Origin of the sequence: Streptomyces sp. NPDC102259 (assembly GCF_044766465.1) — a bacterium.
Classification (GTDB): Bacteria; Actinomycetota; Actinomycetes; order Streptomycetales; family Streptomycetaceae; genus Streptomyces.
In genome coordinates this window covers 25677-52665 of sequence record NZ_JBIWMA010000032.1, presented here as the reverse complement: position 1 = coordinate 52665, position 26989 = coordinate 25677, and the positions used below count along the sequence as shown (strand labels likewise).

The window sequence follows — 26989 nt, the reverse complement described above, 5'->3', positions numbered from 1 at the left end:
CGCTCCGCGTGCGCCCCCGCGCATCCCGATGGCCGGATCTTCGCGCTGAGAAACGGTCCCGGAGCCGAAGAATGGGCACGCGTTCAACACCACGGACATCACCACGGAACCGGTGTACGGCAAGAGCTGAAGGGGCGGCAGTGATCCGGGTACTACTGGTGCACGACGCGTGTCTGGTCAGATCGGTCCTCGCACAGTGGCTCTCCCGGGAACCCGACCTTCGGGTGGACGACGTCCCGTGGCGCAGCGCGGCCGTCCGCGTCGGGGCGGTGCGCCCGGACGTGTGCGCGGCGGATCTCGACTGCTCCGACGCGTACGGCCTTCCGCCGCTGGGCGACTTGTGCCCGCGGGGTGGCGGCCTGGTGCCGCCGCGTCTGCTGGTGCTCGCCAGCGCGAACCGGCCGGGCCTGCTGAAACGGGCCCTGGAGGCGGGGGCGCTCGGCTATGTCGACAAGGCGGGCACCCCGGAGCAGTTGCTGCGCGGCATCCGGAAGGTCGCCCAGGGGGAACGTTTCGTCAATGACTCGCTGGGCTTCGGCTTCCTCAAGGCCGCCGAGATGCCGCTGACCCGACGGGAGCTGAGCGTGTTAACCCTCGCCGCCGAGGGCGCCTCCGTCGCGGAGATCGCCGGGAACCTGCATCTGTCCCACGGGACGGTGCGCAACTACATGGCGGCGATCACCCGCAAGACCGGCGCCCGCAACCGCGTCGACGCCATCCGCATTTCCCAGGGGCAGGGCTGGCTGTGACCCGTCCCCCGCTCCCGCGGCTTCCCCCGCCTCTTCCCTCGCTTCTCTCCCCGCTTCCCTCGACGCTTCCCTCCCCGTCTCCTCCCAGCCGCCGACCAGGTCGCGGTACAGGGAGGAGCCTCGCACCACCTCGTCGTGTGTCCCGCACGTGGTCCGCGGCCCATCCATGACCAGCACCCGGCCGGCGCGCCTGGCCGAGCTGATGCGGTGGGCGACGACGACCAGGGTGCCGCCCGGCCGGGCGGCGAAGGCACGCTCGGCGCGGGCCTCCGCCTCCTGGTCCAGGTGACTGGTCGCCTCGTCGAGGAGGGCGAGCGGGGCGTACGACAGGTACGCGCGGGTGAGGGCGATCAACTGGCGTTCGCCGGCCGACAGCGCCGCCGGATCCACGCGCGCCGCCGGGCCGCCCAGCGCGTCGAGCAGCGGGGTCAGGCCGACCGCCTCGGCCGCCGCGCGCAGCTCCTCCTCGGGCACGGGGTCCGGCCGCAGGTGCGTGAGGTTCTCGCCGAGGGTGTCGCTGAACACGTACGCCTCCTGCGGGATGAGCACGCGCCGAGCGGCCGCCTCGCCGCTCGGCACCGGCCGACCGCAGATCCGTATCTCCCCGCGCTCCGGCTCCAGCAGCCCGGCGACCAGCGCGGTCAGCGTGGACTTCCCGACCCCGCTCGGGCCCACGACGGCCAGATGCGCCCCGGTGGGCAGGGTGAGCGTGAGGCCGTCGACGACGGGCGCGGAAGCGGGACCGTAGGCGAAGGTGAGGGAGGTCAGGGCGAGCGCGGGTGGCGCGGGGCTCGGAGGGGCCGCCGAAGGGGTGGACCGCGGGGGAGGGGCCTGCGGTGTTCCGCTCGGCCGGGAGTGGTCGAGGGGCGGATGCCAGGGCGCTTCGCGCGGCCGGGGCAGGGGCTGGGGCAGGGCAACGGTGGGTGCGGTCTCTGCCGGTCGCCGGGTGTCGGGTGGTCGCCGGGTGGCGGGTGGTCGCCGTGCCTCGGGCGACCGGTGCTGCCGGGTCGCCGTCCGGCCCTCGTCTTCGGCCGGGAGTTCCGCTGCCTCGCCGCGCGGTGCCAGTCGCCGCAGGACGACCGTCAGGCGGGAGCCGCTCGTGCCCAGGCCGTGGACCAGGGCGGTGAGGGCCGGGAGCAGGGACTGGGTGACATAGGCGAGGGCGCCGACGAGGGCGCCGGGCGTCACGCCGTGGTCCAGCAGCCAGGGGGCGCCGGCCAGCAGCAGGACCAGCGGCAGCTGGCCGCCGAGCGCCAGACACGCCACGCGGGCCACACCCCAGCGGGCCAGGGCGCGGGCCGCTCGCAGCTCGGCGTCGACGAGCGCGCCGGTGTCCCGGGCGATCCGGTCCTCCGCGCCGGCCGCCGTGACGTCGCGGAGTCCCGGGCAGACGACGCCCAGGTTCCCCGCCAGCGCCTCGTCGGCGGCGAGGAACGCCTCCTGCCGTCGGGCCAGCGGACGCAGGGTCACCGCGAACAGGCCCACTCCGGCGGCGAGCGGCGGCACGACCACCAGGAGCAGTCGCGGCGCGAGCGCGCACAGGCCGACGAGAGCGCCGGCGGACGTGAACACGAACGAGCGCGAGACCATCACCAGGCCCGCGAAGCTGTCCCGCGCGATCTCCACCTGCTGGGTGAGCCCGGACAGCGCCCCGCCGTCCGCCTCCCGCACCCCCCGCCGCACCACCCGGGTGACCAGCCGGTCCCGCAGCGGTTCCACCAGCGCGGCGACCGCCCCGTACACGCGTCCGGTCCCGTACGCGCCCGCGAGCACGCCGAGCCCGGCCACCGCGAGCCACCACAGCCCCACCTCGGCCCGTCCGGCCAGGAACCCGTCGTCCAGGGCCCGTGCCAGGGCGTATCCGAGCAGGAAGGTCTGGCCGGTCTCCAGCACCGACCAGCCCACGAGTCGCCACAGGGCCCGCCGACGGCCCAGCAGAAAGCGGAGCCCCCTGGCCCCGAGCCCCTCCGCGTCGGCCACCCGGCTCACCGCCGTGCCTCCGGGCCGGGCCCGGCCTCCGTCCGCGCACTCGCCCCCGCACTCGACCGGTCACCGGCTTCCGCTTCCTCGTCCGTTCCGAGACCTGTCCCGAACACCGCCCGGTACTCGGCCCTGCGCCACAGCTGCTGATGCGTTCCCACCGCCCGCACCCGGCCCCCGTCCAGCCAGGCCACCGTGTCGGCGCGGGCGGCCGTGGCGGCGCGGTGGGCGACGACGAGACGGGTGGCGGTCGTGGTGCGGCCGAACACGGACCGGGTGACCTGGCGTTCGGTGATCGTGTCGAGGCTGGAGAGGGCGTCGTCGAGGATGAGGAGCCGGCCGCCGTGGGCGAACGCGCGGGCCAGGCCGAGCCGCTGGGCCTCGCCGCCGGAGTGCGGGGCGTGCGCGCAGGGCGTGGCGTAACCCTCGGGCAGGCGGCGGACGAAGTCGTCGGCGCAGGCCGTGTGGGCGGCCTCCCGGACCCGGGCGGGGGAGGCCGGGCCGAGGGAGATGGTGTCCTCGATCGTCGTACCCAGCAGGGCCGGGCGGTCGAACGCCTGGGCGATCGCGGCCCGTAGCTCGGTCAGGGGGAGGGCGGGCAGCGGGACGCCGTCCAGCAGGACCTCGCCGGCGTCCGGGTCGGTGAGCCTGCCCGCCAGCGCGGCCAGGAGCGACTTGCCGGCGCCCGAGCGGCCCACCAGGGCCAGGGTCGAGCCGCCCGGCACCACCAGGTCGACGCCGTCCAGCACCGTACGGTCACCGCGCACGGCGGTCACACCGCGCAGTTCGAGCCGCCCGGGGCCGTTCCCGGGCAGGCGGCGGTCGCCGTAGGAAGGAGCCGGTTCCGTGAGGACCTCTCCGAGGCGGGCGGCCGCCGTCCGGGACCGGACCAGGCCGGACAGCCGGCCGACCAGCACGCCGACGCCGGTGGCGAGCACCGCGTAGCGCGACGCGGCGAGGACGTCGCCGGGCGACAGCCGGTGCCGGGTGAGCAGCAGGCCCGCGACGGCGACGACCCCGAGGTGCAGCAGGGGCGCCACCGCGGTCGCCTGTGCGGCGGCCCGGCCCTGGACCCGCCACATGCGCCGGCCGGCCCGGGACAGTTCGGGCAGCGGCCGCAGGATCCGTTTCGTGTCCCGGGCCGCCGTGCCCGCCGCGCGGATCGTGCGGGCCCCGCCGACCGCCTCCGTGAGCGCGGCCGCGATCCGCCCCTGCGCCCGCTGGTAGTCCGCCACGCAGGCCGAGGTGTCCCGGGCGAGGGACCGCAGCAGGAGCGCCAGGACCGGCGCACCGGTCAGGAAGACGGCCGCGAGCCACGGGTCGATGAGGGCCAGTGCCACCACGGCGCCGACGGGTCCGGCGAGCGCGGCCAGCAGCGCGGCGCGGGCACCGGGCGCGGTACCGGCCTGGGCGGCGCTGCCGACGATCCGCGCGACGAGGTCCCCGGCGCCGAAACGGGCCGTGGCGCGCGGCCCCACGGCCAGGACGTGGCCGGTCACCCGGCGGCGCAGGAAGGCGGTGGTCCGGGCGTCGAGTGTGCCGCCGAGGACGGTCTCGCACGCGTCGAGCAGGGTCAGCAGCAGGGCCAGGGCCGCGCAGCACAGCACCCAGCGGGTCGCGGGGGAGTGGGCGAGCAGCAGGTCCAGGGCCCGGCCGAGGGCCGCGGGCAGCAGCAGTTGGGCGCCGGTCGCCGCCACGCTCACCAGGCCCAGGGCCAGGCAGCGGGACCCGCTGTGCCGGGTGGCCGCGCCGAGCAGCTCACCGGTCGTCCGGTCCATCGGCATCCTGCTCCCGCACTTCCTCGGAGGTCATCGGGGGAGGCCTGGCCCCGGGCGGCCCTCTCCCTGAGGAGCGGACCGCCCGGAGCGTTCAGCGTGTCGTGCCTGTCGTGCGGGTCAGAGACAGAGCAGAACGCTGGCCGCGCTGATGCAGGAGAGCAGGCTCACGGTGCTGTTGCCGCCGCCGCTGGTGTGCTCGTCGGATTCCATCGTCTGAAGGTCGAGCAGGGCCATGGGGTGTCCTTTCGTCGGTGCGTCGGTTGGATGTCACGTCCCGTGGGGACGGGTTGCGTCACGACTCCGTCGGTTGTCGCGGAGCCGCGTCATGAGGGCCGCCGGTGCGGCGGCGGGAGGAACGGCAGGTGCGCGGTGGCGCCCGTGCCGTCCGGGTCGAGGGCGGCGGCGAGGGCGAGCAGGCAGCCCGCCGTGCCGGTGCCGAGGTCCATGGAGAGCCGCATCATCTGGTGCCCGGGGAAGGCGAGCTGGCCCTGGTAGGGCATCGCGAACCAGCCCAGCGCGGCGATCTGCTCGGCGAGCCGGGTCCGGGTCGCGCCGGGCGTGGTGGTGCGGGCGAGGTGCAGGATCATCCCGGCGCGGCCCTGGAAGAGGCCGGGCTGCGCGTAGAAGCGTGAGGTGGCCGCGGTGAGGATGCCGGCGCGGGCCCGCCCGAACTCCCCCGCGCTGTCATCGGCATGGGCCGCGTGGTCGTCGAGCACCGCCCCCACCCCCACGCTCCCGTCGCCGAGATACGGCAGGGTCCGCCACCCCTCGTCGACCTCCAGGGCACCGCCCTCGCGCTCCGCGCAGGACGCCAGGTCCCGGCGCAGGGCGACGCCGGCCGCCTCCAGCAACCGGCGTTCACCGGTCGCCTCGTACTGCCTGAGCAGGAACAGCGCGGGTCCGCTCGCGCCCCGCAGCAGCCCGGCCCGGCGCCGTCGGGGCGTGTCCGGCACCGGTTCGGCGAGTCGTCGTACGACGATGTCGGCGGCCTCGGCGGCCCGCTCGCGCAACTCCGGCTCACCCGTCCGGCGTGCCAGGTCACCGAGGACGAGCCCCAGCCCGGCCAGTCCGCCGTTCAGGTCCGAGGACAGGTTCTGCCACCGCTCGCGCAGGATGCCGTCGACCAGGTCCAGCGCCCGCTGCCGGTGACCCAGCAGGTCCAGTACGTGGGCGACGCCCGCGAGGCCGTCGTACAGGCCGAGCGGGGTGCCCGTCGGGGCCGGGGCGGTGTGGTCGAGGAGCCAGCGCTCGCCGTCCTCGTGGCGTTCGGCGCCGGTCACCGCCAGCGCGTACAGCACGCCGGCCGCGCCGTGCGCCAGCCCGAGACCGCCGCCGTCGGAGAACTGGGCGACGTCCCCGGGGAAGAGCCGGTCGTCGCGCTCCGGGGTCGCCGACGCGAGGATCGCCTTGACCATCGAGTCGCGACTGTGCGGCCAGTCACCGGGCTCCACCCGGAAGGCGGGCGCCGACGGCACCCGGGCGGCGACCCGCGCCGGCGCGCCGGACCCGCCGCTGTCCGGGGTGGTGTCGTCCGGGACGGTGCCGTCCGCGCGGATGTCGCGGGTGATCTCCGCGACCGCCTCGTCCAGGAACTCCGCCGGCACGTCCGGGAACTGCTCGGCGATCACCTCGGCCAGATGGGCCGCCTTGCCCCGGTCCACCACGAACAGGGTGGTGACGGGCAGGAACAGGGCCAGCCGTAAGCAGGCCAGCGCGTAGCGGTCGACGTCGACGCCCCGGCGGTCGGGCGGTGCGAAGAAGCCGGGGTGCGCCACGACCTGGCGGCCGTTCTCCCCGACGGGGGCCGCCGCCTCGAAGTCGATCAGGTACACCGACTCCTCGTCCGGCGCGACCATGATGTTGAAGACGTGCAGGTCGTTGAAGACGATCCCGCGCGCGTGCACCGTGCGCACCGCCCGTTCCACCGCCCCGTGGATCCGTACCGCCCATGCCGTGTACGCGGCGACGGCCCGCGGATCGGGGTCGGGGGAGAGCAGCGGGTGCCGCTCCGCGAAGAAGGAGTTGAGCGGACGCCCCTCGACGAGGTCCATGACCAGGAAGCGGTGGTCGCCGAGGGTGAACCAGTCCCGTACCTCGGGCACCACCCCGGTTCCCGCCACCGTCTCCAGCGCCCGCTTCTCCCGCTCCAGCCGGGTGATCGCGTCGGCCCCGTCCGAGGCCAGCCCCGCGTGCGGCCGGCCCTCCTTGAGGACCACCTTGCGCCCGTCCCGGGTGTCGGTGCCCGTGTAGACCCCGCCGCCGTTGGAGAAGTGCAGCGCCTTCTCGATGCGGTAGGGCAGTTCGCCCACCGTCGTCGTGTTGCGGGCGGCCAGGTGCGGCTCCAGGAACGGGGGCAGCGTCACCCACTCGGGCACCTGGAAGGAGGGCGCCCGCCGGTCGGGGACCAGGGTTCCCGCGCCGTCGCGCACCGCCGGCACGAGCGAGCCCCGGTCGTCGACGACGTAACTGCGCGCGAAGGCCCCGTAGCGGACGTAGAGCGGGCCGTCGGACCAGCGCAGGTCGGTCAGGATGTACGGGCCCTCGAAGCCCTCCAGCAGGGCGCCCAGCTCGCGCAGCACCGTGTGCAGCCGCTCCTCGTCCGACGGGTAGACCGTGACGAACTTGCCGCTGGTGTCGCGGCCCGCGTACTTGGTGTTGCGCAGATGCAGCAGGTGCGGGCCCGGCACGAACTTGAACGGGATGCGGCGCGGGACGCAGTAGTCCCACACGATCGCCGCGATCCGCTCCGCGTTCGCCCGGGTGGCCGAGGCGTGGATCTTCCAGCCCTGGGCGGGGCCGGGCGCCGGGGAGCCGTCGGCGTCGAGCGGCGTCAGGGTCAGCCAGTCGCCGATCCGGGCCGAGGTCCAGCCCTCGGGGACCGGGCGGCGCGCCGTGTCGAACAGCGGTGCGGGCCCGTCGCCGGTCAGCCGGTCGGGTGTCTCGTAGAAGTGCGCGTCCGCCAGCGCGTACACCTCGTACCGCTTGTCCATGGGTCCCCTTCCGTGGCCCTTTCCGTGGCCCGGCCAAGAGACTCGCAAGCGGACAGGGGCCGCGGACAGTCACGCCTGTCACGAGAACCCTGTGCGGAACGCACGCGTAAAGACATGTTCGGTCTGTTTCGAGCAGGGCCGGCGGCCGGTACCCCCGATCACCTCCACGAAACCGCTCCAGGGGCTGCGCGGAGGCACCTTTGGCGCTGTAATGGCGAACGTGGTCAGTGAGGGTGCCGCGGAGCGCAGAACGGGGCCCCTGCGTGCCGAAATCGCGCTCAAAACGATCACAGCCGATCCCGTCTCGCCCGAACGGGTGAGGCGCACGCTCGAACAGGCGCTCGTCTTCGCGGGCGCGGCCCTCGCCGCCGTCTACACGCCCGGCGGGGAGGGCGACCTGCTCCGCCTGGTCGATTCGGCCGGAGTCCCGAGGACCCTGTACGGACTGCGCGAGAGCTACCCGCTCGACGGGCACTCGCCGGCCGCCGACGCCCACCGCGCCGGACGGCCGGTGTGGCTGGGCCCGGCGGAGCTCGCCGACTGCGCGGAGGCGCGGCGGATGCCCGCCGGGCAGGACGTCCACCTGGCCGTCCTGCCCCTGCACGGCGGCACGGGCGGCTGTCTGCTGGCAGTGAGCGAGCGCCCCGGCGGCTTCGGCGCCGACGAGCGGGTCTGCCTAGAGCTCGTCGCCGAGGCCGTCGCCGTGCCCGCCCCGGCCGTCCCCGCCGAGGACGAGGAACTGCGCCCCAACGCCTTCAGCCTGGCCATGGACACCGGCCGGGTCGAGGTCGGCGACGCGCTCCTGGAGCTGTTCGGAGTGAGCCGGGACCGGTTCGACGGCCGGGTGGAGACGCTCCTCGGGCTCACCGTCCCCGAGGACCTGCCCTCGCTGATGTCCGTCGTCGAGGCCGGCCACATGTCGATCGGCGAGCGCGAGCTGGAGTTCCGCGTCCTCCAGCCCGCCGGGCCGCCGAGGTGGCTCAGGCTGCGCGGCCGGCTGCTGCCCGGCGACGGCCGGCCGGCCCGGCTCGTCGGCACCGTCACCGACGCCTCCACCCTGCGCGGCGAGGTCACCGACGTCGCCCGCGTCCAGCGGCTGGCCGCGGCGCTAGCCACCGCGGGCACCGTCAGCGACGTCGGCCGGGCCGTCGTCGCCGCGCTGCGCAAGCCGCTGCGGGCCGACCGGATCGCGCTCGCCGAGCTGGAGAACGACCGGCTCGTGGTCACCGTCCTCGACCCGCCCGAGCCCGAGTCCTGGCCCGAGCTGTGGCGGCTGGAGTGGCGCGCCGAGTGGCCGGACGCGCCCGTGCGGGCCATGCCCACCCTCGCCGCCGCCCTGCGCGAGGGCCGCGCCCGGATCTGGCCGGCCGGCACCGCCCTGGAACCGGCCCTCGCCGGGGTCGGCCCCGGCGGCCTCGCCGTCCTGCCGCTGGCCGCCGGGGGCCGGATGGCCGGCGTCTGCCTCATCGGCTGGGACGAGCCGCACGACTTCGGCCCCGACGAACGCGCCCTGCTCACCGCCTCCGCCGGCCTCGCCGGCCAGGCCCTGACGCGCGCCCGCGCCTTCGACGCCGAGCACGAGCTCGTCGGCATGCTCCAGCGCCAGCTGCTCCCGCGCCGCCTGCCGGAACTCCCGGGCGCCGTCGCCGTCGCCCGCTACCTGCCGGCCACCGCCGGCCTCGAGGTGGGCGGCGACTGGTACGACGTGATCCCGCTGTCCGACCACCACGTCGCCCTCGTCATCGGCGACGTCCAGGGACACAGCACGGGCGCCGCCACCCTCATGGGCCAGATGCGCACGGCGCTGCGCGCCTACGCGGCCGAGGGCCACCCGCCGGACGTCGTGGTCTCCCATTCCAACCGGCTCCTGATGGAGCTGGAGACCGACCTCTTCGTCACCTGCTGCTACGTCGACGTCGACATGGAGGAGGGCACCGCCTGGTGCGTCCGGGCCGGGCACCCGCCGCCCGTCCTGCGCCACCCGGACGGATCGACCGAGATCGCCGAGACGGACGGCGGCCCGCCCCTCGGGGTCGTGACCCGGGCCGAGTTCCCGATGACCCCGCTGCGCCTGCTGCCCGGCACCGTCATCGCGCTGACCACGGACGGACTCGTGGAGTCCGCCGAGATGGACATCGACACCGGCCTGGACCGCCTCGCCCACGAACTGACCGTGTCGGACCCCGCCCACCTCGGTCTCGTCGCCGACGCCCTGCTCGGCAACGCCCACCGCGGCGACGACGTCGCCCTGCTCCTCATGCGCTACGACGGCATGGCCGTCAAACCCCTGCGCGAGGGCTGGACGGTGTGGCGGGTGCCCGAGGCGGCACGGCAGGCCCGCCGCTTCACCCGGCGCACCCTGCGCGACTGGGGTGTGCCCGCCGAGGCCATGGACACCGCCCTGCTGGTCGTCTCCGAACTGGTGACCAACGCCCTGGTGCACACCGACGGCCGGGTCCGCCTCGACCTCGTGCTGATCGGCCGCCGGCTGCGCGTGGCCGTCACCGACGCCTCGCCCCGCACCCCCGTCAAGCCGACCAGCCTGAGCTGGGAGGCCACCGGCGGCCGGGGCATCCTCCTCGTCGAGGCCATGTCCGAGGCCTGGGGGACGGTACCGGTCAGCGGCGGCAAACAGGTGTGGAGCGAGCTGGCGCTGGAGCACTGAGCGGCCGGCCGCCACCTGTCCGGGGCCACCGGGCCGCCACGTGTCCAGGGGCGCGAACGGGGTACCCGCCGCCCATGGACACCTTCGCCTCCGCCTATCTCGCGGCATCCGGAAAGTCCGTGCTGGCCACCGTCGCCTTCATCGTCGTCGGGATCGTTCTCGTCGGCGGTCTGATCTGGGCCTTCCGGCTCGGCATCAAGGTCCGCGAACGCGAGCCCGCGCCGCCGAAGCCGCACGAACAGCCCCGCAGGCCCGGCTCCGGCCCGGCCCACGAGACCCGCCGGGCCCGCGAGCCCAACGAGATGCCGCTGGCCACGGACGAGAGCGAACGCCTCACCCCGCACGAGCTGCGCCCCACCGGCAGCCGGGACAGCGCCGACCAGAGCCGCCCCCGCTGGGACGAGGGCTCCGGCGGCTCGTTCGGCAGCGGCGGCCAGGGCGCTCCCTGATCCCGATGCCCCGAAGACAGCCGTGGGGACCGGAAGGGTTCCGCGCGACAGCCGTGTGACCGAGAAGGGTGATGAACCGTCGTGACCGCGTCCGTCCACGAGAAACCGGCGACCCGCCGGGCCGAGACCGGCTGGGCCAGGGCCCGCCGGCTGCGCCGCGGAACGGCCGCGCCGCGCACCTGCCTGGCGGCCGTCGCCGCCCCCGGGGCGGTCTCCGGGATGCAGTCCGGCCCCGAATGCAACATTGTCAGGGGTGAGGACTGACCGGCACACGGTCGACTTGGGCGAATGAATCGGTCGTGGCCGGGCGACCGGGGGCTGGAGTGAGGCTGATGAAGGCTCTGGTGCTGTCCGGCGGCGCCGGGACACGACTGCGGCCGATCACCCACACCTCGGCCAAACAGCTCGTACCGGTCGCCAACAAGGCCGTGCTCTTCTACGGCCTGGAGTCCATCGCCGACGCCGGCGTCTCCGAGGTCGGTGTGATCGTCGGCGACACCGCCGAGGAGATCCGGGAGGCCGTCGGCGACGGCTCCCGGTTCGGTCTCGACATCACCTACATCCCGCAGGACAGGCCCCTCGGCCTCGCCCACGCGGTGATCGTCGCCCGTGACTTCCTTGGCGACGACGACTTCGTCATGTACCTCGGCGACAACTTCATCGTCGGCGGCATCACCGACCTCGTCGACGAGTTCCGCAGGACCCGCCCGGACGCCCAGATCCTGCTCACCCGGGTCCCCGACCCCCGCGCCTTCGGCGTCGCCGAACTCGACCCCGCGGGACAGGTCCTCGGCCTCGAGGAGAAGCCCGCGCACCCCAAGAGCGACCTGGCCCTGGTCGGCGTCTACCTCTTCACGTCCGCGATCCACGACGCCGTGCGCGCCATCGAGCCCTCCGGGCGCGGCGAGCTGGAGATCACCGACGCCGTCCAGCGACTCATCGACACCGGCGCCCGGGTGCGCTCCACGATCATCAAGGGCTACTGGAAGGACACCGGGAACGTCGTCGACATGCTGGAGGTCAACCGGACCGTGCTGGAGGGCGTCGAGCGCCGGATCGACGGCGAGGTCGACGAGGCATCCGAGACGGTCGGCCGGGTCGTCGTGGAGGCCGGCGCCCGGGTGGTGAACTCACGCCTGGTCGGGCCCGTCGTCCTCGGCGCGGGCAGCGAGGTCCGCGACTCCTACGTCGGCCCCTTCACCTCCGTCGGAGAGAACTGCCGGATCACCGACAGCGAGCTGGAGTTCTCCATCGTGCTGCGCGACTCCTCCATCGAGGGAGTGGGCCGCATCGAGAACTCCCTGATCGGCCGGCATGTCGAGGTCACCCCCGCGACCGGCGTGTCCAGCGCCCACCGGCTGGTCCTCGGCGACCACAGCAAGGTACAGATCCACACATGAACCTCCTCGTCACCGGGGCCGCCGGATTCATCGGCTCCACCTATGTGCGCGGCCTGCTGGCCCGCGACCCCGCCGTGCGCGTCACCGTCCTGGACAAGCTCACCTACGCGGGCAGCCTCACCAACCTGCCGGCCGGCCACCCCCGGCTGACGTTCGAGCACGGCGACATCTGCGACGCCGCACTCGTCGACAAGCTGACGGCCGCCGCCGACCAGGTCGTCCACTTCGCCGCCGAGTCCCACGTCGACCGCTCCATCGACGGCGCGGGCGCCTTCGTCCGCACCAACGTCCTCGGCACCCAGACGCTGCTCGACGCGGCCCTGCGGCACGGCGTCGGCCCGTTCGTGCACGTCTCCACCGACGAGGTCTACGGCTCCATCGAGACCGGCGCCTGGACCGAGGACCACCCGCTGCGGCCCAACTCCCCGTACGCCGCCTCGAAGGCCTCCTCCGACCTGATCGCCCTCTCCTACCACCGCACCCACGGCCTGGACGTCCGCGTCACCCGCTGCTCCAACAACTACGGCCCGCGCCAGTTCCCCGAGAAGCTGATCCCGCTCTTCGTCACCAACCTCCTGGACGGCGAGCAGGTCCCCCTCTACGGCGACGGACGCAACGTCCGTGACTGGCTGCACGTCGAGGACCACTGCGAGGCCGTCGACCTGGTCCGTACGAAGGGCCGCCCCGGCGAGGTCCACAACATCGGCGGCGGCACCCAGCTGAGCAACCGCGAGCTGACCGGGCTGCTCCTCGACGCCTGCGGGGCCGACTGGGACCGGGTCAGTCACGTCGAGGACCGCAAGGGCCACGACCTGCGCTATTGCGTCGACTGGACGAAGGCCCGCACCGAGCTCGGCTACCGGCCCCGCCACGACTTCACGACCGGTCTCGCCGAGACGGTCGCCTGGTACCGGGACCACCGCGACTGGTGGGAACCCCTGAAACGCACAGCGCGGCTGCCATGAGATGGCTGGTCACCGGCGCGGGCGGGATGCTCGGCCGGGACACGGTGGAGGAACTGGCCCGGCGCGGCGAGGACGTGGCCGGCCTCGACCGCACCGGCCTGGACATCACCCGGCCCGCATCCGTGACCCGGGCGTTCGCCGCCCAGCGGCCCGACCTGGTGGTCAACTGCGCCGCCTACACGGCCGTCGACGACGCCGAGACCGACGAGGCCCGCGCGCTCCTGGTCAACGGCGAGGGGCCCCGGCTGCTCGCCGCCGCCTGCGCCGCGCACGGCGCCCGCCTGGTCCACGTCTCCACGGACTACGTCTTCGACGGCGCGGCCCGCGCCCCCTACCGCGAGGACCATCCGCCGTCCCCCCGCACCGCCTACGGCCGCACCAAGCTGGCCGGCGAACGGGCCGTGCGGGCCGTGCTCCCCGACGCCGGCGTGATCGTGCGCACCGCCTGGCTCTACGGCGTCCACGGCCGCAGCTTCGTCCGCACGATGCTGGAGCTGGAGACCCGCCGCGACACCCTCGACGTCGTCGACGACCAGCGCGGGCAGCCCACCTGGAGCGCGGACGTCGCCGCCCGCATCGCCGACCTGGGACCGAAGGTCGGCCGCGGCGCGACGGGCGTCTTCCACGCCACCGCGGCCGGCGAGGCCACCTGGTACGACCTGGCCCGCGAGGTGTTCCGCTCCGTGGACGCCGACCCGGACCGGGTGCGCCCCACCACCGGCGACGCCTTTCCCAGGCCCGCGCCCCGGCCGGCCTACAGCGTCCTCGCGCACGACCGCTGGCGGGAGGCGGGCCTGTCACCGCCGCGGGACTGGCGCGCCGCCCTGGGGCAGGCACTTCCCCTGATCCGCAAGGCGTCCTTCGACACGGTGTCCCTCAAGGAGTCCCTTCGTGAAACGCCATGAGTTCCTGCGGGAACTGCACAAGGCCAGCGCCAACCGCAACTACCTGGAGATCGGCGTCAACGACGGCCGCAGCCTGCGGCTGTCCCGGGTGCCCAGCATCGCGGTCGACCCCGCGTTCAAGGTGACCTCGGAGATCCGCTGCGACGTCCACCTGGTGAAGGCCACCAGCGACGACTTCTTCGCCCGCCGCAACCCCCTCGCCCACCTCAAGGGCGGCCGGCACCCGGTGCGCAACCTCGCCCGGGGCCGCCACCCCCTCGGCCACTGGCGTCGCACCACCCTCGACCTGTCCTTCATCGACGGCATGCACCTGTTCGAGTACGCGCTGCGCGACTTCATCAACGTCGAGAAGCACTCCGACTGGTCGAGCGTGATCGTCTTCGACGACATGCTGCCCCGCGGCGTCGACGAGGCCGCCCGTGACCGGCACACCACCGCCTGGACCGGCGACGTCTACAAGCTCGTCGAGATCCTGTCCCGCTACCGCCCCGACCTGGTGGCCGTCCCCGTCGACACCCAGCCGACCGGACAGCTCGTCGTCTTCGGCGCGGACCCCCGCAACCCCGTGCTGCGCGAGAAGTACCACGAGATCATCGCCGAGTTCGACGTCCCCGACCCGCAGAAGGTCCCCGAGGCGATCCTGGAACGGGTGCGCGCGGTACGGCCCGAGACCCTGCTGCGGGCGGGCTTCTGGAAGCCCCTCGTGCGGGCCCGCAACCGGCGCCTCGACCGCTCCCGGGGCTGGGAGCCGCTGCGCGGAGCGCTGGAGCGGGCGGCCGTCAGCCGCTGACCCTCAGCTCCTGGTAGCGGTCCCGGCAGGAGGCGTACGACGGCAGCAGCCCCGACGCCCTGGCCCGGGCCAGCGACGGCGCCCGCGCGTCCTTCGGCGACAGCACCGGCTCCACGCCCCGCGGCCAGTCGATGCCCAGCGCCGGGTCGAGCGGGTGCACCCCGTGCTCATGCTCGGGCGCGTACCCGGTCGAGCAGAGGTAGACCACGGTGGCCTCGTCGGTGAGGGCCAGGAAGGCGTGGCCGAGGCCCTCGGCGAGGAACACCGCGTGCCGGGTGTCGTCGTCCAGCCGGACCGCCTCCCACCGCCCGAACAGGGGTGAGCCCACACGCAGGTCGACGACCACGTCGAGCACCGCGCCGCGGACACAGGTGACGTACTTGGCCTGGCCGGGCGGCACGTCGGAGAAGTGGATCCCGCGCAGCACGCCCCGGCGGGATACGGAGCAGTTGGCCTGGGCGAGCCCCAGGTCGTAGCCGGTGGCCGCCCGGAACTCCGGCGTCCGGTACCACTCGTGGAAGCTGCCCCGCCCGTCCGGGAACACCCTGGGCTCCAGCACCCAGGCCCCCTCGATGTCCAGTGGCCGCATGCCGTCACCTCCTGCGGGGCGTGATGGTCTGCAGTGCCCGGTACAGCGCCCGTCGCACCCGGCGGGCCAGTCGTCGCGCACCGGCGGGCTGGGGCGCCGGCACCACGACGACGCCGTCGGACGCGACGTGCAGGGCGAACGGCAGCGGGTGGAAGCGCGCCGGGTCCGCGTCCGGCGTCAGGCACACCGTCGTCAGCCAGGTCCCGCCCAGCAGATCACCGACCGGCAGGACGGCCGCCAGCCGGCCGCCCGGCGAGAGCGTCCCGAAGACCTCGTGCGAACCGCCGGACTTCGCTCCCGTCAGCCGCAGCAGCACCTCGACGGCCTCGGGCACGTGCAGCGGCAGGGTGACGTGGAGCCGGTCCTCCGCGACGGCGACGTCCCCGGCCGCCACGCGGCCCAGGCCCAGCCGCTTGCCCGCGTGACCGACGTCCAGGGCGAGGCTCGCGTACCGGTCGGTCCAGTACGGCAGCACCACGCGCCCCGCGACCACCCCGGCGGGCGGGACGGGACGGCCGTGGCGGGGCGCCGGGCCCAGCCGCAGCTCCTTCGTCCAGCCGCCCAGACCGACGCGCACGTACACGTCCCACAGTCCCTCGCCCGCCGGCCCGCCGCTCAGCGCGGTGGCGGGATCGATGGTGGCGGTCGCCCGCAGGAGGAGCCGCACCTGGCTGCCGTCGCCGGCCGGGACCGTCTCGCGGACCACGTCCACCGGCTGGAAGTACTGCGCCGCGCTGGCCCGCTCCCGCAGCAGCAGGTCGGGCACGGCTCGGTCGAACCGGCCCACGGTGTCCGTGCCCAGCCACCGGACCGCCTCGGCGACGTCCCGCGGCGGCCACTGCGGGGAACCCCCGGCGGACGGGAAGGTCATCGGCCCGCCGTCGTGCGTCAGCTCGGCGGCGAAGGCGATCCGCAGCACGCCGCCCTGCCAGGTGACGTCCTCCGGGTCGACGGCGAGCGCGACGCCCGCCTCCCACTCCGCGAACGCGACGACGTCGTCGTACCGTCCGTCGGCGGCCAGCGCGGCGACGACCCGCTGGGTGGGCTGGAGCGGCGCCGCCACCCCCGGCCCGAACCGCTCGACGACGACCCCGTGGATCTCCTCGAACAGCTCCTTGCGGTAGTCCTCGGGCAGGCTCAGGAAGCGTTTGCCGCGCAGCCGCTCGACCATCTCCACACGCAGCCACCGCCGGAACAGCCTGTCGCGCAGCGCGCCCGGCTCGGTGTACCGCTCGACGACGTCGAGGGCCTCCCGCAGGTTCTTGAAGTACCCCACCGGCTCGAACCGCTGGAAGCCGGCGTTCGCGGCGTCGTCGCGCCGGACGTGGTAGTAGCAGACGTAGTCGCTGAGCACCGAGACGTTGTCCGCGCGCAGATAGGCCTCGGTGACGAAGACATGGTCCTCCAGCCGCCGCCGCCCCTCGGGGAAACGCAGGCCGGTGCGGTCCAGGAACGCCCGGCGGACCATCTTGTGCGGGGTGAGGCTGTCGATCAGCGGCGCGTTCTCGACGGTGGCGTGCGGGCGGTTGGTGCGGAACAGCTCCACCGGCACCGAGCGCCCCTTGCCGGCCATCTTGCCCACGACGACGTCGGCGTCGTGCGCGACCCCGTAGTCGTACATCCGCTCCAGGGCCTCGTCGCCGAGGTGGTCGTCGTTGTCGACGAACATGACGTACTCGCCCCGGGAGGCGTCGATGCCGACGTTGCGCGGCTTGCCCGCCCAGCCGGAGTTCTCCTGGTGGACGACCCGGATCCGGGGGTCCTCGGCGGCGGCCGCGTCGAGGAGGGCGGGAGTGGCGTCGGTGGAGCCGTCGTCGACGAAGATCACTTCGTACTCGTCCGGCGGGAGCGACTGCCTCAGCAGCGAGGCGAGACAGTCCTCGATGTAGGGACCGGGGTTGTAGACGGGGACGATGACGCTGACCTTGACCGGCATCGGGCTCCTGGCCCCCTTGCTGGATCGCTCTGCCGTGCGCGGGACGGAGGGTGCGCGTGGCCCGATGCTAACCCCGCCGCCGACGCCCCACCTGTCCGGATCGACCCGAGTCGAGCATTTTGTAGTCTGGCGGCGTGCGCCTGCTGATGATGTCCGACACCCACCTCCCCAAGCGCGCCAAGGCGCTGCCCGCCCCGCTGCTCGACGAGCTCCCGCACGCGGACGTGGTGATCCACGCCGGGGACTGGGTCGACACGGACACCCTCGACCTGCTGGAGAGCCGCAGCCGCCGGCTCGTCGGCGTGTACGGCAACAACGACGGGCCCGGCCTGCGCGCCCGGCTGCCCGAGGTCGCCTTCGCGGAACTGGGCGGGCTGCGGTTCGGGGTCGTCCACGAGACGGGCCCCGCCCAGGGCCGGGAGGCCCGCTGCGCCGCACGCTTCCCCGACCTGGACGTCCTGGTCTTCGGCCACAGCCACATCCCCTGGGACACCACGGCCCCCGGCGGACCCCGCCTGCTCAACCCGGGGTCCCCGACCGACCGCCGCCGTCAGCCGCACTGCACCTATCTGACCGCCACCGCGGCCGAGGGCCGGCTCACGGACCTCGTCCTGCACCGGTTGCCACCGCGACGGTGACGCCGAAGCCGATGGCGGCGGAGCCGCGACAGAGAACCGGGCCGCGCCCGGCCGGGATGGTCGGGGGCGGCCCGGAACTTGCGAGTGTGCGTTGCTTCAACGGACCTCCTTCCTTCGTCAGACGAAGGACAGAGGGACGTGCTTTCTGTCCGTTATGTGCGCCTACCCCGTCCGTGCGCGCTTCACACATCTCAAGGACGACGGGAGCGACGACGGGGGCGGAAGTCGGGGTGGAAGCGGGGCGGCTAACGGGGCGGAGGCGCGGGCCGGCCGGCCTCACCTCGCGCCATGGATCGCCCCGGCCGTCCCGGTCAGCGGGGCGCCGCTGCCGCCCCAGCGCAGCGCGACGATCTCGGCGGCCACCGACACGGCCACCTCCTCGGGTGTTCGGGCCCCCAGGTCCAGCCCGACCGGTGAGCGCAGCCGGGCCAGCTCACCGTCCGTGAGCCCGGCCTCGACGAGTCGCGCCCGGCGTTCGTCGTGGGTACGGCGGCTGCCCATCGCCCCGATGTACGCGGCCGGCCGGCGCAGCGCCGCCTCGAGCAGCGGCACGTCGAACTTCGGGTCGTGGGTCAGCACACAGATCGCCGTCCGGTCGTCGGTGTCCGTGTCGCGCAGATACCGGTGCGGCCACTCCACGACCACCTCGACGCCCGGCGGGAAACGCTTCGGGGTGGCGAAGACCGGCCGGGCGTCGCAGACCGTGACCCGGTAGCCCAGGAAGTCGCCGACCCGGGCCACGGCGGCCGCGTAGTCGATCGCGCCGAACACCAGCATGCGCGGCGGCGGCGCGAAGGAGTGCAGGAACACCGGGACGGCGTCCTCGCGCCGCTGGCCGCGCGGCCCGTAGTGCCGTACGCCGGTGACGCCGAGGGCGAGTTCCCCGCGCGCGTCGGCCGTGACGGCCGCGTCCAGACCCTCCGTGCCCAGCGTGCCGGAGGTCCGGTCCGGCCAGACGGCGAGGGTGGCCCCGCGTGGCGCGGGGCCGTCGGTCACCGTGGCCACCGTCACCGGCTCGCCCGCGGCGACCGACTCCGCGACGGCGCCGAACGACGGGTCGCGTCCGGGTGTGACGGCACGGACCAGCAGCGTGATCTCGCCGCCGCAGGTCAGCCCCACGGCGAAGGCGTCCTCGTCGCTGTAGCCGAAGGTCTCCAGCCGGGCCGCCCCGTCGGCCACGACCTCCCGGGCCAGCTCGAACACCGCGCCCTCGACGCAGCCCCCGGACACGCTGCCCACGACCTCGTCGTCCGGCCCCACCGCCATCGCCGCGCCCGGATCACGCGGCGTGCTTCGGCTGACGGCGACCACGGTGGCGAGCCCGAACGGCACACCGGCCGCGTACCACTCGTTCAGCACCGGGAGAATCTCGCGCACGATCGGTTCCCTTCCGGCCGCGGCGGCCGCATCGGCCGCTTCCCCTGAACGGTAGTCCGCAGCCGTGGCGTCCGCCGGTCCGCACCGCGCGGGACGCCTGTGCACCGACGGAGTCGGGTTGCCAACTGGGTTGACAGGGAATGAACTTACTCGCGGGTCAGAAGGTATTGACGGTGTCCGGAAATCACCGGACTGTAGTGGACATGCCGAATATACGGGCACGTCTGCTCGCTGTTCTGGTGGTCCTCTGCGGACTCTGTGGCTTCCTGACGGTGGCGGGCTCCCCGACCGCCGGCGCGGCCACGCTCCCCGACTCCCTCTCCTTCGACGGCACGGCGCTCACCGTGTCGGGCGGCCGCTTCCTCGACGCGAACGGCCGCGAGGTCGTCCTGCGCGGCTACAACGTCTCCGGCGAGACCAAGCTCGCGGAGAACAAGGGCCTGCCCTTCGCCTCCGTCGCCGACGCCACGAAATCCGCGACGGCCCTGCGCGCCCTCGGCGGCGGCAACTCCGTCCGCTTCCTGCTCTCCTGGGCCTACGCCGAACCGGTGAAGGGCCAGGTCGACTCCACCTACCTGGCCGCCGCCACCGCACAGATGCGCGCCTTCCTGGACGCGGGCATCCGGGTCTACCCCGACTTCCACCAGGACCTCTACTCCCGCCACCTGTTCAACTCGGGCAGCTGGTACACGGGCGACGGCGCCCCCGCGTGGGCGGTGGCACTCGGCGGCTACCCCGCCGAGTCCTGCGGCATCTGCTTCCTCTGGGGGCAGAACATCACCCAGAACGGCGCGGTGAAGGCCGCCCAGTACGACTTCTGGCACAACGCCTACGGCCTCCAGGACTACTTCCTGGCCACCGCCCAGAAGACCATGGCGTACATCAAGGCGAACCTCACCACCGAGGAGTTCGCCGGCGTCCTGGGCTTCGACCCCTACAACGAGCCCTACGCCGGCACCTACGACTCCGGCCAGGCCAGCCGCACCTGGGAACGCGACGTGCTGTGGCCCTTCTACGTGAAGTTCCGGGCCCGGATGGACGCGGCCGGCTGGACCGACAAGCCCGCCTTCGTCGAGCCGAACCTCTTCTGGAACGGCAACGTCAGCAAGGAGGAGGGCGGCCTCCTCGACGCGGGCACGCTCGGCTCCCGCTACGTCTTCAACACCCACTTCTACGACCAGAAGGCCATCTCCGGCGTCCTGATGTGGGGCAACGCGCAGGACGGCCAGTACGTCACCGACTTCGGAACGGTCCGCGACCGCGCGTCGGCGGCCGGGACGACGGCGATCGTCAGCGAGTTCGGCCACCCCCTGAACGGCAGCACCGCCGGCAAGGCGCCGACCGTCCTGAAGGCGATGTACCAGGCGCTCGACTCCCGCGTGAAGGGCGCCGGTTGGTGGACCACCCCGGCGACCTCGGGGCCGGTCCTCTCCGGCTCGCAGTGGCAGTGGGACATCTACAACGGCCGCCACCACGAGCTGATGAACGGCAACGCCGACAAGGTGCTCACCACCGGCGACGCCTGGAACGACGAGGACCTGTCCGCCGTGCGCCTGGACGACAGCGGCACGGCGACCCTGCGTCAGGACGCCCGGCTGCTCGACCGGATCTACCCGAGCGCCACCTCCGGCACGACCGTCGCCTTCACCTACGAGGACCGCTCCCGCGACGGCTCCACCACGCTCACCTGGAATCCGGTCCCCAGCTCGCTGCCCAACACGAAACAGCTCGTCGGCTCCGGCCAGTACGGGGTGCTGGTGTGGCGTTCGAACGGCGGCACGGCGCCCACCGAACTGCATCTGCCGGCCTCCTTCCCGACCGCCACGACGACGGTCGTCTCCGACCTCGGCACGGTGTACGCCCCGCCCGCGTACACGGCCACCACGAAGATCGCCGCGGCCGCCGAACCGGGCGGCACGGGCAGCAGGCGCCTGCTGCTCAGCGCGCCGGACTCGGGCACCGTGCACTACTCGCTGGTCACCAACGGGTCGACCGCACCGTCCGCGACCCTGCTGGCCGCCGCCCGCACGGAGCTGTCGGCCTGGGCGGCCCAGAAGGTGGGGTAACCCCGCCGGGCACGACAGCACGACGTACGGAAGCCGGGGTGGGTGGCGGTCATCGCCACCCACCCCGGCGTTTTGAGGAGCCGTCAGCTGCCGGTTCCGGTCCAGTTCGCCGCGACATGGCCGATCCGGACCCGCTGCGGATGGTCGCCCACCGGCACCGACACGACCTTCTGCCCGGTGGCGAAGTCGATCGCCGTGACCTGGTCGGCGCCGCTCTCGGAGATGACGCAGCTCCTGCCGTCGCCGCTGACCGTGGCCCAGTAGGGCTTGGACGCGGTGACCAGCGGGCCCTCCTGGAGGGTGGCGCGGTCGACGACCGTCGCGTAGTCGTCCATCGTGCCCGCCACGCACAGCTTGCTGCCGTCGGGGCTCATCGAGATGCCGTGGTGGCGCGAGTCGTTGACGAAGGTGGTGCGGTCGTCGCTGGTCGCCGGGTTCTTCGGCAGGGTCTTCGTCCGGGTGATGCGGTCCGTGGCGAGGTCGTACTCGAAGAAGCCGTTGAAGAACGAGACCTGGAAGTACAGCTTGGACTCGTCCGGTGAGAAGACCGCCGGACGCACCGCGTCCGAGTAGTCCGTGAGGCCGATCGCGTCCAGCCGCTGCCGCATGTCGATGACCTTGACCTGCTGGTAGGTGGTCGCGTCGACGACGGTGATGCGCCGGTCGCCCTTCGTGAAGTCCTGCCACGGGGCGTCCTGCGAGGTGTTCACGTCGCCGATCGACATGTTGTAGATGTACTTGCCGTCCTTGGTGAAGATGTTCTCGTGCGGCTTGTCGCCGGTCTTGAACGAGCCCAGCTGCTTGCCGGTGGCGATGTTCAGGACGTGCACGGTGTTCGAGATCGACGCGGAGACCGCGACCCGGGTGCCGTCGGGCGAGACGGCCATGTGGTCGGAGCGGTAACCGGACACCGGGAAGCGCCAGTTGATGTTCCCGGAGGCCAGGTTGATGGAGACGACATCGGCGAAGCTGGGCCGGGAGACGACCACCGAGCCGCCGTCCGGCGTGGTGTACATGTCGTCGACGAACTGGTCGTGGCCCTCGCCGACACCGTTGCGGATGGCCTGGAAGTAGATCCACTTGATCGGGTCGGCGTTGATCTCCGCCATCCGGGCGCTCTTGTCGGGGATCACGTTGATCCGGCCGACCTTGGCGAAGTCACCGCTGGACTTGATGACGTCCGCAGTGCCCTCCCAGTTGTTGCCGACGAAGAGCACCTCGCGCAGTGCGGCGGCGTTCGAGGCCTCGGAGACGGCGGTGGCGGCGGTGGCGGGAGCGGTGACGGTCAGGACGAGGGCGGCGGCTACGGAGCAAAGGTGCCTGGATCTGAAGGCAGGCATGGCTGCTCTCTCCTCTGGGTGAAAGGTGTGGGGGCAGGGCGGAAGAGGTCCGCCCACATCTGAACACGGGTGCATTCAAACTTTACTTACTGGAAAGTAAGGAAGGGGGGCCCTTCGCCACAAGACTTCGTACACGACAAAATTGGCGGTGGGGGAGCACAGAACGACGAGGGAGGGTCAGTGGCGGGCAGGCTCAGGGCGCCCACCGGCCGATACGGCGGCAAGTCCGCCGAGCAGCGGCAGGTGGAGCGACGCGGCAGATTTCTGAAGGCGGCGCTGCGGTTGTTCGGGGACGTGCCCGGCTACCGCGGCACCACGGTCGCGTCGCTGAGCGAGGCGGCCGGCCTGTCGACCCGCCAGTTCTACGAGGAGTTCCGCACCCTCGAAGACGTCCTGGCGGCACTGCACCTCCAGGTCAACGACTGGGCCGAGGAGGCGGTCCTGGCCGCCTTCGCCGCCGCCCAGGACAGGCCGCTCGTCGAGCGGGTCACCGCGATCTTCCGGGCCTACGCGGCCGACGTGACCTCCGACCCGCGCCGCATCCGGATCACCTTCGTGGAGATCGTCGGGGTCAGCCCCCGGCTGGAGGAACAGCGCCTGGCCCGCCGGGCCCGCTGGGTCGATCTCATCTGCGCGGAGGCGACGGCGGCCGCCGCCCGCGGCGAGGCGGCCCCCCGCGACTACCGCCTCGCGGCGACGGCCTTCATCGGCAGCGTCAACGGCCTCCTCCACGACTGGAGCGCCGGGTGGGTGGACGCGACCCTGGACGAGGTGGTCGACGAACTCGTGCGGCAACTGCTGGGCATCCTGCGGCCGCCGGGGTGGGCGCCCGAGGCCGGTTAGGGCGCGTCCCGGCCGCTCCCGCCGGGCCGGTCGGGCGACAGTCGCCCCACGGCCTCCACCGCCCGCGCCACCCCGTCCTCCCCGCGCACCCGGGCGCCCAGCTCCCGGGCCCGCTCGCGGAGGCCGGGCTCCCTGGTGGCCCGAAGGAGCGCGGCGGTCAGGGTCTTCGCGGTCAGCCGGCGCAGCGGCACCGACACCGGCGCCACGCCGAGGTCGACCAGGCGGTCGGCCCAGAAGGTCTCGTCGAACTGGATCGGTACCGGCACGGCGGGGACCCCGGCCCGTATGCCCGCCGCCGTCGTCCCCGCCCCGCAGTGGTGGACCACCGCGGCCGTCTCCGGGAACAGCAGCGAGTGCGGGACCTCGTCGACGGTCAGCATGTCGTCGCCGTCGGCCGCGAGGCCCGCCCAGCCGCGCTGGATCACCCCGCGCAGCCCCGCCCCGCGCAGCGCCCGGACGATCTCGGCGGTCAGCCGCCGCGGGTCGGGCACGGTCGCGCTGCCCAGCCCGACGAAGACCGGCGGCGGCCCCGCGTCGAGGAACTCCCGTAGAGCGGCCGGAAGTCGGGTCTCCCGTTCGTACGGCCACCAGTACCCGGTGACGTCCAGTTCCGCCCGCCAGTCGCGGGGCCGGGGCACCACCAGTGGGCTGAACCCGTGCAGGACCGGCCGGCCGCGCCGGTCCCGGCCCCGCAGGCCGGTGCCGGGACGGCGTACGGCGGGCAGTCCCAGCCGGGCCCGTACGGCCGGCACGACCGGCGCGTAGACCTGCTCGACGGCCACCCCGACGCCGTGCCCGGCGAGCCGGTTGCCGACCGCGCCCCAGGAGCCGCCGCCCAGCACCGGCGGCGCGAACTCCCGGGTGGGGGCGACGGGTTGGAGGTAGAGACCGAGGCTCGGCAGGGACAGACCATCGGCGATGACGTGCCCCAGCGGCGCCACCGGGGCGGACAGCAGCAGGACGTCGCTCGCGTGGGCGGCGGCCAGGAGGTCGTCGGTCATCCGCCCCACCAGCGACCGCGCCATCCGGGCCATCCGCAGCAGCTTGCCCGGGCCGGTGGTGCTGCGGTGCAGCCCCCGGCCCCGCTCGGACTCCAGCTCCGCCCGTGGATCCACCGGCAGCGCGTGGAAGCCCACCCCCGAGCCCGCCACCAGCGGCGCGAACCGCGCGTGGGTGACCAGGGTGACCTCGTGCCCCGCCCGCACGAGCCCATGGCCCAGCCCCGTGAAGGGGGCCACGTCCCCCCTGGATCCCGCTGTCATGATCGCCACTCGCACGACGGACAGTATGGGGGCGGACCGTCGGCCGAGGGTGAACGACCGTACGAATGCGGCCACTTCCGCTTTTGAGAACGGTCACATCACTTCTGTCGCAGCCGTTGACTTCACTCTCCGGCGGCTCTACTTTCGGCGCGCAACGCGTTCGGTTCGCCGACCCTTGTTCGATATTTCGAAGCCTGGAGCCGCCGTATGTTTCCCCCACCCCCCGCGCACCCGGCCCGGCGCTGGAGATCCGCCGCCGCACGGATGCTCGCCCTGCTGCTGACGGTGACCGCCGCCCTGCTGTTCGCCCAGCCCGGCGCGGCCCAGGCCGCGACCTCGCGGCAGATCGCCGTGCCCACCGCCCCGATGGGCTGGGCCTCCTGGAACAGCTTCGCCGCGAAGATCGACTACAGCGTCATCAAGCAGCAGGTCGACGCGTTCGTCGCCGCGGGTCTGCCGGCGGCCGGGTACAAGTACATCGACATCGACGAGGGCTGGTGGCAGGGCACCCGCGACAGCGGGGGCAACATCACCGTCGACGAGTCCGAGTGGCCCGGCGGCATGAGCGCCATCGCCGACTACATCCACGGCAAGGGCCTCAAGGCCGGGATCTACACGGACGCGGGCAAGGACGGCTGCGGCTACTACTACCCGACCGGCCGGCCCGCCGCCCCGGGCAGCGGCAGCGAGGGCCACTACGACCAGGACATGCTCCAGTTCTCGCAGTGGGGCTTCGACTTCGTGAAGGTCGACTGGTGCGGCGGTGACGCCGAGGGCCTGAACGCGGCGACGACGTACACCGCGATCAGCGGCGCCGTCACGAAGGCGACGGCCGCCACCGGCCGCCCGCTCACCCTCTCCCTGTGCAACTGGGGCTACCAGAACACCTGGAACTGGGCCCCCGGCCTCGCCCCGATGTTCCGCACCAGCACCGACATCGTCTACTACGGCAACAAGCCGTCGATGACGAACCTGCTGTCCAACTTCGACCAGGGCCTGCACCCCACCGCCCAGCACACCGGCTACTACAACGACCCGGACATGCTGATGGTCGGCATGGACGGCTTCACCGCCGCCCAGAACCGCACCCACATGAACCTGTGGGCGGTCTCCGGCGCCCCGCTCCTCGCCGGCAACGACCTGACCACGATGACGACGGAGACGGCGAACATCCTCAAGAACCCCGAGGTCGTCGCCGTGGACCAGGACGCGCGCGGCCTCCAGGGCGTCAAGGTCGCCGAGGACGCCAGTGGCGCGCAGGTGTTCGGCAAGGTCCTGTCGGGCAGCGGCAGGCGTGCCGTCGTCCTGCTCAACCGCACCTCCTCCGCCCAGAACATCACCGTCCGCTGGTCCGACCTGGGTCTGACCAACGCCTCCGCCACCGTCCGTGACCTGTGGGCCCGCGCCGACGTCGGCTCGTACGCCACGAGCTACACGGCGAGCGTCCCGGCGGGCGGTTCGGTCATGCTCACCGTCACCGGCGGCACCGAGGCGTCGGGCAGCACGTACACCGGCACGTCGAGCTTCTCCGGCGTCGTCGCCGGGAACACCGGCCTGAAGGTCGTCGACGTCGCCTACACCAACACCGCCGCCACCGCCCGTACCGCGACGCTGAAGGTCAACGGCCAGACGGCGACGACGGTCTCCTTCCCGCCGACGGGCTCCGCGCAGGGCACGATCACCCTCCAGGTGGCCCTGTCGAAGGGCTCGTCCAACACGCTCGCCTTCACGGGCGCCCCGACCCTCGCCGACATCACGGTCAAGCCCCTGGCCGGCGCGAACGGCGCCCTGGTCGTCGGCAAGCAGTCCGGCCGCTGCCTGGACCTGTACGACAGCACCATCACCAACGGCACCCAGGCCGAACTGTGGGACTGCAACGGCGGCTCCAACCAGGCCTGGACGTACACCTCCCGCAAGGAACTCGTGGTGTACGGGAACAAGTGCCTGGACGCCTACAACCTCGGCACCACCAACGGCACCAAGGTCGTCATCTGGGACTGCAACGGCCAGAACAACCAGAAGTGGAACGTCAACAGCGACGGCACGATCACCAACGTCAACGCGGGGCTGTGCCTCGACGCCAACGGGGCGGGCACGGCCAACCGCACCCCGATGGTGCTCTGGACCTGCGGCACCGCCGACAACCAGAAGTGGACGCTGACCTGACCCTCCCGGCGGGCGCCCGACCCACGGGCCGGGCACCCGCCGCCCTCGCGCAGCGACGCCCGAGGACCGGTGGCGGGAACCGGCCGGGCATTTCCCGTGTC

At 73.4% G+C, this 26989-nt stretch carries 20 protein-coding genes and 1 pseudogene; 12 read left to right on the top strand and 9 right to left on the bottom strand.

Translation table 11 applies throughout. The features are described 5' to 3' along the window. Positions 1–71 precede the first annotated feature (71 nt). Positions 72–665: pseudogene (locus ACIRPU_RS40150) on the top strand (LuxR C-terminal-related transcriptional regulator); the annotation flags it as partial. Here the strand turns inward: ACIRPU_RS40150 and ACIRPU_RS40145 are convergent. The 4 genes from ACIRPU_RS40145 to lanKC form a co-directional block, all read right to left on the bottom strand. After that, the gene (locus tag ACIRPU_RS40145; protein WP_403876858.1) at positions 588–2738 is read right to left on the bottom strand and encodes an ATP-binding cassette domain-containing protein; all 2151 of its coding nucleotides are present in this window, start codon (positions 2736–2738) and stop codon (positions 588–590) included. The pseudogene ACIRPU_RS40150 and the gene ACIRPU_RS40145 sit on opposite strands and share 78 nt — an antisense overlap. Then, positions 2735–4513: an ABC transporter ATP-binding protein gene (locus ACIRPU_RS40140; protein ID WP_403876854.1), complete on the bottom strand. Its 1779-nt coding sequence runs from the start codon at positions 4511–4513 to the stop codon at positions 2735–2737. The genes ACIRPU_RS40145 and ACIRPU_RS40140 overlap by 4 nt, the downstream gene beginning before the upstream one ends. Positions 4514–4624: 111 nt before the next feature. Then, on the bottom strand, positions 4625–4741 hold the full coding sequence (locus ACIRPU_RS40135) for a SapB/AmfS family lanthipeptide (RefSeq protein ID WP_020128989.1): 117 nt from the start codon (positions 4739–4741) through the stop codon (positions 4625–4627). Positions 4742–4830: 89 nt separating this feature from the next. Further along, positions 4831–7497 carry a class III lanthionine synthetase LanKC gene (gene lanKC / locus ACIRPU_RS40130; protein ID WP_403876851.1) on the bottom strand — a complete coding sequence of 889 codons (2667 nt, stop codon included), beginning with the start codon at positions 7495–7497 and terminating at the stop codon, positions 4831–4833. Between the two features lie 211 nt (positions 7498–7708). Between lanKC and ACIRPU_RS40125 the strand changes: the two genes are divergently transcribed. From ACIRPU_RS40125 to ACIRPU_RS40095, 7 genes are all read left to right on the top strand, one after another. Beyond that, positions 7709–10162, top strand: a complete 2454-nt coding sequence (locus tag ACIRPU_RS40125; RefSeq protein ID WP_403876848.1) for a SpoIIE family protein phosphatase — start codon at positions 7709–7711, stop codon at positions 10160–10162. Positions 10163–10236: 74 nt separating this feature from the next. Further along, positions 10237–10611: a DUF6479 family protein gene (locus ACIRPU_RS40120; protein ID WP_384120917.1), complete on the top strand. Its 375-nt coding sequence runs from the start codon at positions 10237–10239 to the stop codon at positions 10609–10611. A gap of 81 nt (positions 10612–10692) precedes the next feature. Continuing rightward, the gene (locus ACIRPU_RS40115) at positions 10693–10875 is read left to right on the top strand and encodes a hypothetical protein (protein ID WP_403876844.1); all 183 of its coding nucleotides are present in this window, start codon (positions 10693–10695) and stop codon (positions 10873–10875) included. Positions 10876–10943: 68 nt separating this feature from the next. Then, positions 10944–12011: a glucose-1-phosphate thymidylyltransferase gene (locus ACIRPU_RS40110; RefSeq protein WP_403876841.1), complete on the top strand. Its 1068-nt coding sequence runs from the start codon at positions 10944–10946 to the stop codon at positions 12009–12011. Beyond that, positions 12008–12976 carry a dTDP-glucose 4,6-dehydratase gene (rfbB, locus tag ACIRPU_RS40105; protein ID WP_403876838.1) on the top strand — a complete coding sequence of 323 codons (969 nt, stop codon included), beginning with the start codon at positions 12008–12010 and terminating at the stop codon, positions 12974–12976. The genes ACIRPU_RS40110 and rfbB overlap by 4 nt, the downstream gene beginning before the upstream one ends. Next, complete coding sequence (gene rfbD / locus ACIRPU_RS40100; RefSeq protein WP_403876835.1) at positions 12973–13881, top strand: dTDP-4-dehydrorhamnose reductase; 909 nt, start codon at positions 12973–12975, stop codon at positions 13879–13881. Before rfbB ends, rfbD begins: the two co-directional genes overlap by 4 nt. Next, positions 13868–14671: a class I SAM-dependent methyltransferase gene (locus ACIRPU_RS40095; RefSeq protein WP_403876832.1), complete on the top strand. Its 804-nt coding sequence runs from the start codon at positions 13868–13870 to the stop codon at positions 14669–14671. The genes rfbD and ACIRPU_RS40095 overlap by 14 nt, the downstream gene beginning before the upstream one ends. On the opposite strand, the gene rfbC is transcribed toward ACIRPU_RS40095, so the two are convergent. Both rfbC and ACIRPU_RS40085 read right to left on the bottom strand, forming a co-directional pair. Beyond that, positions 14661–15260 carry a dTDP-4-dehydrorhamnose 3,5-epimerase gene (gene rfbC / locus ACIRPU_RS40090; RefSeq protein WP_403876830.1) on the bottom strand — a complete coding sequence of 200 codons (600 nt, stop codon included), beginning with the start codon at positions 15258–15260 and terminating at the stop codon, positions 14661–14663. The two genes, ACIRPU_RS40095 and rfbC, sit on opposite strands and share 11 nt — an antisense overlap. 4 nt (positions 15261–15264) lie before the next feature. After that, on the bottom strand, positions 15265–17196 hold the full coding sequence (locus ACIRPU_RS40085; protein WP_403876827.1) for a glycosyltransferase family 2 protein: 1932 nt from the start codon (positions 17194–17196) through the stop codon (positions 15265–15267). A gap of 134 nt (positions 17197–17330) precedes the next feature. On the opposite strand from ACIRPU_RS40085, the gene ACIRPU_RS40080 reads away from it, so the two are divergent. After that, positions 17331–17834: a metallophosphoesterase family protein gene (locus tag ACIRPU_RS40080; RefSeq protein WP_403876825.1), complete on the top strand. Its 504-nt coding sequence runs from the start codon at positions 17331–17333 to the stop codon at positions 17832–17834. A gap of 276 nt (positions 17835–18110) precedes the next feature. Here the strand turns inward: ACIRPU_RS40080 and ACIRPU_RS40075 are convergent, their stop codons facing one another. After that, positions 18111–19211 carry an XdhC family protein gene (locus tag ACIRPU_RS40075; protein WP_403876823.1) on the bottom strand — a complete coding sequence of 367 codons (1101 nt, stop codon included), beginning with the start codon at positions 19209–19211 and terminating at the stop codon, positions 18111–18113. 203 nt (positions 19212–19414) lie between these two features. On the opposite strand from ACIRPU_RS40075, the gene ACIRPU_RS40070 reads away from it, so the two are divergent. Continuing rightward, entirely contained in the window at positions 19415–21277 is a 1863-nt protein-coding gene (locus ACIRPU_RS40070) for a cellulase family glycosylhydrolase (RefSeq protein WP_403876819.1), read from the top strand. Positions 21278–21360: 83 nt separating this feature from the next. Here ACIRPU_RS40070 and ACIRPU_RS40065 read toward each other — a convergent pair whose 3' ends face one another. Next, a complete protein-coding gene (locus tag ACIRPU_RS40065; protein WP_403876816.1) occupies positions 21361–22617 on the bottom strand; it encodes a YncE family protein in 1257 nt (418 codons plus the stop codon). Positions 22618–22797: 180 nt separating this feature from the next. Here ACIRPU_RS40065 and ACIRPU_RS40060 point away from each other — a divergent pair, with 180 nt between their 5' ends. After that, entirely contained in the window at positions 22798–23460 is a 663-nt protein-coding gene (locus ACIRPU_RS40060) for a TetR/AcrR family transcriptional regulator (RefSeq protein WP_403876813.1), read from the top strand. Here the strand turns inward: ACIRPU_RS40060 and ACIRPU_RS40055 are convergent. Then, the gene (locus ACIRPU_RS40055; protein ID WP_403876877.1) at positions 23457–24722 is read right to left on the bottom strand and encodes a glycosyltransferase; all 1266 of its coding nucleotides are present in this window, start codon (positions 24720–24722) and stop codon (positions 23457–23459) included. The genes ACIRPU_RS40060 and ACIRPU_RS40055 overlap by 4 nt on opposite strands. A 207-nt stretch (positions 24723–24929) precedes the next feature. Here ACIRPU_RS40055 and ACIRPU_RS40050 point away from each other — a divergent pair, with 207 nt between their 5' ends. Further along, a complete protein-coding gene (locus ACIRPU_RS40050; protein ID WP_403876810.1) occupies positions 24930–26888 on the top strand; it encodes a ricin-type beta-trefoil lectin domain protein in 1959 nt (652 codons plus the stop codon). Positions 26889–26989: the final 101 nt, after the last annotated feature.

Coding starts and splice junctions, on each gene's coding strand:
- ACIRPU_RS40055 (WP_403876877.1), bottom strand. CDS start 24,722: ATGACAGCGGGATCCAGGGGGGACGTGGCCCCCTTCACGGGGCTGGGC.
- ACIRPU_RS40085 (WP_403876827.1), bottom strand. CDS start 17,196: ATGCCGGTCAAGGTCAGCGTCATCGTCCCCGTCTACAACCCCGGTCCC.
- rfbB (WP_403876838.1), top strand. CDS start 12,008: ATGAACCTCCTCGTCACCGGGGCCGCCGGATTCATCGGCTCCACCTAT.
- ACIRPU_RS40135 (WP_020128989.1), bottom strand. CDS start 4,741: ATGGCCCTGCTCGACCTTCAGACGATGGAATCCGACGAGCACACCAGC.
- ACIRPU_RS40120 (WP_384120917.1), top strand. CDS start 10,237: ATGGACACCTTCGCCTCCGCCTATCTCGCGGCATCCGGAAAGTCCGTG.
- lanKC (WP_403876851.1), bottom strand. CDS start 7,497: ATGGACAAGCGGTACGAGGTGTACGCGCTGGCGGACGCGCACTTCTAC.
- ACIRPU_RS40110 (WP_403876841.1), top strand. CDS start 10,944: ATGAAGGCTCTGGTGCTGTCCGGCGGCGCCGGGACACGACTGCGGCCG.
- ACIRPU_RS40050 (WP_403876810.1), top strand. CDS start 24,930: ATGTTTCCCCCACCCCCCGCGCACCCGGCCCGGCGCTGGAGATCCGCC.
- ACIRPU_RS40065 (WP_403876816.1), bottom strand. CDS start 22,617: ATGCCTGCCTTCAGATCCAGGCACCTTTGCTCCGTAGCCGCCGCCCTC.
- ACIRPU_RS40140 (WP_403876854.1), bottom strand. CDS start 4,513: ATGCCGATGGACCGGACGACCGGTGAGCTGCTCGGCGCGGCCACCCGG.
- rfbD (WP_403876835.1), top strand. CDS start 12,973: ATGAGATGGCTGGTCACCGGCGCGGGCGGGATGCTCGGCCGGGACACG.
- ACIRPU_RS40070 (WP_403876819.1), top strand. CDS start 19,415: ATGCCGAATATACGGGCACGTCTGCTCGCTGTTCTGGTGGTCCTCTGC.
- rfbC (WP_403876830.1), bottom strand. CDS start 15,260: ATGCGGCCACTGGACATCGAGGGGGCCTGGGTGCTGGAGCCCAGGGTG.
- ACIRPU_RS40125 (WP_403876848.1), top strand. CDS start 7,709: ATGGCGAACGTGGTCAGTGAGGGTGCCGCGGAGCGCAGAACGGGGCCC.